Source organism: Ohtaekwangia sp., assembly GCF_036568665.1.
In the GTDB taxonomy this organism is placed as follows: Bacteria; Bacteroidota; Bacteroidia; order Cytophagales; family Cyclobacteriaceae; genus Ohtaekwangia.
In genome coordinates this window covers 1-4504 of sequence record NZ_DATCSD010000210.1, presented here as the reverse complement: position 1 = coordinate 4504, position 4504 = coordinate 1, and the positions used below count along the sequence as shown (strand labels likewise).

Below are 4504 nucleotides of genomic sequence, written 5' to 3'. Positions count from 1 at the left end.
GGTGTATATATACTTCATCGCGACACAGCGTGGCTGGCACACATCATTGTTCATCGTGATTTTCGTAATCAGGGAATAGGAACAATTCTTTCACAGGCACTGATTGAACACGCACAAAAGCCTGGTATACAAACTATCTTATTACTGGCAACGGCTTTGGGCGAACCAGTATATAGCAAGCAGGGTTTCCAAAAAGAATTGAATTATTTATTCTTCCGGCATGATAATGTAAAGGAGGTAGCTGTTCCCAAAAATGTTATTCCCTTCGAACAAAGATATACCGAAAGTCTGCTCGCGCTCGATCGTGTTATTACCGGAGAAGATCGTTCAAAACTTATTCTGCAATATGTAACCGGAGCTGTAATCACAATTCATGATAATATACTAACCGGCTTTTGTTTACCGGCATTAGGCGAAGGCCCTGTAGTGGCACAAACACCGGAGGCTGGGATATATCTGTTGCAATGGAAACTGGCAATGGGTGTAAAGAAGATAGCGCTTCCGGAAAATAACACGGCCGCTATACATTTTATCACCGAACAAGGCTTCACGTTATACACCACAGGCATTCGCATGTACCGGGGAGAGAAACAGGTGTGGCATCCGGAGAGTATCTACAGCCGTATCGGAGGAAATTTTGGATAGTTTTTAAGCAGCTTCTAATGTCGGCAACTGTAGGACGCCTTGGGCCGTTTTTGTAGTTTTACTGCTCAATTAAAGATCCATGATCTACAACTCCATCATCGAAACCATTGGCAATACTCCGATGGTAAAATTGAATAATGTTACCAAAGGAATTCAGGGAACAATTCTGGCGAAAGTAGAATATTTCAATCCCGGCAATTCTACCAAAGACCGTATGGCTATCAAGATGGTAGAAGATGCTGAGAAGGCCGGTATTTTAAAACCCGGAGGAACGATCATCGAAGGTACTTCCGGTAACACCGGTATGGGCCTTGCGTTAGCAGCCGTTGCCAAGGGATATCGCTGTATATTTACAATGGCCGACAAGCAATCGCAAGAAAAAATAAATATCCTGAAAGCGGTTGGCGCAGAAGTAGTGGTGTGCCCTACCAACGTTGCACCGGACGATCCACGCTCTTATTATTCTGTAGCACGCAAGCTGAACAAAGAGATTCCGAACTCTATATATCCCAATCAATACGACAATCCTTCGAACGCAGCCGCGCACTATGAAACTACCGGCCCCGAAATCTGGAAACAGACAGAAGGAAAAATTACACACTATGTAGCTACGGTAGGTACCGGTGGCTCGATGTGCGGCACCGCTAAATATCTGAAAGAACAGAATCCGAAACTGGTAACAGTAGGTATAGATACATACGGCTCTGTTTTCAAAAAATATAAAGAGACCGGCATCTTCGATGAAAATGAAATATACCCTTACCTGACCGAAGGTTTTGGAGAAGATATACTCCCGAAGAATGTGAACTTCGATGTGATCGATCAGTTCATAAAAGTTACCGATAAAGATGGTGCTATAGCAGCGCGCAGACTCTCAAGAGAAGAAGGTTTATTTGTAGGTTGGTCAAGCGGCTCTGCCCTGCATGGTGCGCTGGAATATGCACGCGAGTACCTGAAGAAAGATGACATGATGGTAATTCTTTTGCCGGATCATGGCACGCGCTACCTCGCCAAAGTATATAACGATCAGTGGATGAAAGACCACGGGTTTACCGAAGCACGCTCGTTCCGTTCGGCACGCGATATTATTGTTGCCCGCAATGGAAACGATAGTTTGATCACCGTAAATAAATCCTCGAAAGTAAGTGAAGCTATACTGGTAATGAACAAGCAAGGTATAGATCAGATACCGGTAACGGAAAACAGTCAGTTTGTAGGAAGTGTAAACGCATCAAGCCTGCTCGAAAAAATTATACAAGACCCTCAGTTACAATCCAAACAGGTAGGTGAAGTAATGGATAAGCCGATGCTCTTTGTTGCACCTGACAGTACACTGGATGTACTCTCCTCTTTACTGAACCGCGACAACAAAGCCGTACTGGTTCGCGATGCACAGGAGAATGTACACATCATTACACAGCACGATGTATTGCAAGCGCTGTCTGTTATCAATTAACCGTTAATCGTTAACAGTTATACGTTATTTGTAGAGCGCATTTAATCTGCGGGAAACAAAAAGCAGAAAGCTTAAAGTGGAAAACAGAAAGTAAATACTCAGCCACCAGCTTTACGCTTTATACGCTGCATTTCATCTGTGTAATTCTGTGAAATCTGTGGGAACCAATTTAGACGAATATAAAAAGACCTTCAGGCTCTAAACCTGAAGGTCTTTTTTCATTTATACCTTGAAGCACTGTTAACGAATAACCATCAACAGATAACGATGAACAGCTCCCTAGTTCTGTAATATCTCAATCTCCACACGCACGTTCTCGCTGGCGTGAGCTCCGAGCTTATCATATATAGGCTTCTTGCCTCCCCAGGCTTTTACTTCCATGCGAGCAGGATCTATACCGTTGCTAGCCAGGTAATCGCGAATAATAATAGCACGTTCTTCTGATAGTTTCTTCGCTGTACCAAAACCTTCGGCTGCATTAGTAAGAGAAAAATATTCGTTGCTGTCTTTCGGCTTTGAAATGATCTTTCCACTAGCCCCACCGTTGGTGTGACCGTGTATACGGATCTTGTATTTCGGGTTTTCGTTCAGCATGTTCAACAGGCTGGTAACTTCGTATTTTGACTCAGGCCGCATGATCGCTGCATCCTTAAAAAAGAATACATGATACATGATCGCGATGTCGCCCTTCTGCAAGCGTACCAGTTCGAAAGGTATAACGGTCGCCCCCTGATCATCGGTTTCTATATCTTCTCCTTCCGGAGTGTTATAATTAAGATCGCGCTGCGTTTTACGGAATCCAAACACTTCACATACAAACGACACGTTGTCGGACTTACTGGCAGGGTCTGGTACTTTTACCGGTATATTACCTTTAAAGGTTCCCATTTTGCGGGTGCGGTCTACATCTATAGCAGCAACATCACCCTCAATGATACTGTTATCAGTACCGCGGTATATACGGAAGAAAAATTTCTTTCCTTCCACACCATTGTCAGGTTCAACCGGCTGTGGTGTTTCGGGGGCAGTCTTCTCCGCTACAGGCGTTGTCGTTTCGGGTAGGGCAGTCGTTGTTTCTGTACCATGGTCCTGTGTCGATACGGCTTCTATCTTTTGATCTGTTACCGGGTTAATATCTACACCACGAGCGACAGGCTGATCGGCTTCTTTATTTAATGAACCGCTATATACCCACGTCTCCGTGAGTTCCGGTTCGGCACGCAGACGCTTTGCTTCTGTTATAGCAGCAGCCCGGTCGGTAGTGCTCATCACATATACATAGTATAGATCGCGGTTCTGGTTCTTCTCATACTTCGCGTCAAGGTTCAGGTCTTTTTGAGCGTGATCGCGGAAACGAACGGCATTCCGATGATATTTGAACGCACCGATCACGACATAATTCTGAAAGGCGTCAAGATTTGCTTGCTCCAGACGCGAGGCTACGGTAGGCTGTAGGGTAAAAAGCACAGAAAAAATGCCTACCAGTGCAAAAAGTTTTAATGTCTTCATGGACACACTGGGGTTTTTATAAGCGTAAAGCTATAACGAATTTACCAAAGATTTAACAAAAAGCAAGTAAATCGTTACCCATCAGTCGCTTACATTATATAATAACTTCCTTTAAATTTTCGACAACACTTCAAACTCCTGCACCAGCATTTCGCCATTCTCATCCATTACGGTTAGGGTATGCTTCCCTTGTTGAGGATTTACCGTTAGGTGATGACTTTTTTTAGTACTTCCTATATAGGTACCATCCAGATGCCAGAACACAGTGATGGTGGGATTCCGATGCGCCAATTCAAACACGGCATCGCCCATCTTGCCATCCAGGTCGCGCGGTATAAAGATGCGTGCATGTGGTTTAGGATAGATCAGATCCATAGTAACTACCGAGAAAGATGACTGACAATCTTTTCGAAACGGAGGCAGCGGACGGTAGGTAATGTTTTTCGGTTTATAATAATACTCCTGCACAGGCGAGAGCACAAACCAGTTTGCCTCTACCATCTGATCAACAGCCGCACAATCGCTATGCACTCTATATTTACGATCGGTTGAAAGATGTATCTTTCGATGCAATGGACAGGCCATACTTTGCAAACCACTCCTGGCTATATATACTGTATCCACTTCATCGCAGTTGGCACTGTTACGATAACCACTCTTCGCGCATACGGTAATTTTCTCCATCTCCATACGCGGCTGCTGAAACCAACTCTGTCCCTGCAACTGCGCGAATATATCAAAGAGTATAGGAGCTGCTGCTTCTGTCCCTGTTAGCCCCGGGCGACCTTCACCATCGGCATTCCCTGCCCATACGGCTACTACGTGATCGGGCGTAACACCCACAGCCCATCCATCGCGAAAGCCAAAGCTCGTTCCTGTTTTCCAGGCTATAGG

General features: G+C 44.7%; 3 protein-coding genes and 1 pseudogene. 2 read left to right on the top strand and 2 right to left on the bottom strand.

The annotated features are described in order from the left end of the window. Positions 1–645: GNAT family N-acetyltransferase (locus tag VIN08_RS11685; RefSeq protein ID WP_331964870.1), on the top strand; the 645-nt coding region annotated here is incomplete at its 5' end. 79 nt (positions 646–724) lie between these two features. Next, a complete protein-coding gene (locus VIN08_RS11680) occupies positions 725–2101 on the top strand; it encodes a pyridoxal-phosphate dependent enzyme (protein ID WP_331964867.1) in 1377 nt (458 codons plus the stop codon). 279 nt (positions 2102–2380) lie between these two features. On the opposite strand, the gene VIN08_RS11675 is transcribed toward VIN08_RS11680, so the two are convergent. Then, positions 2381–3610, bottom strand: a complete 1230-nt coding sequence (locus VIN08_RS11675) for an OmpA family protein (protein ID WP_331964864.1) — start codon at positions 3608–3610, stop codon at positions 2381–2383. A 111-nt stretch (positions 3611–3721) separates the two neighbouring features. Next, a pseudogene (locus tag VIN08_RS11670) lies at positions 3722–4504 on the bottom strand (penicillin-binding protein 1C); the annotation flags it as partial.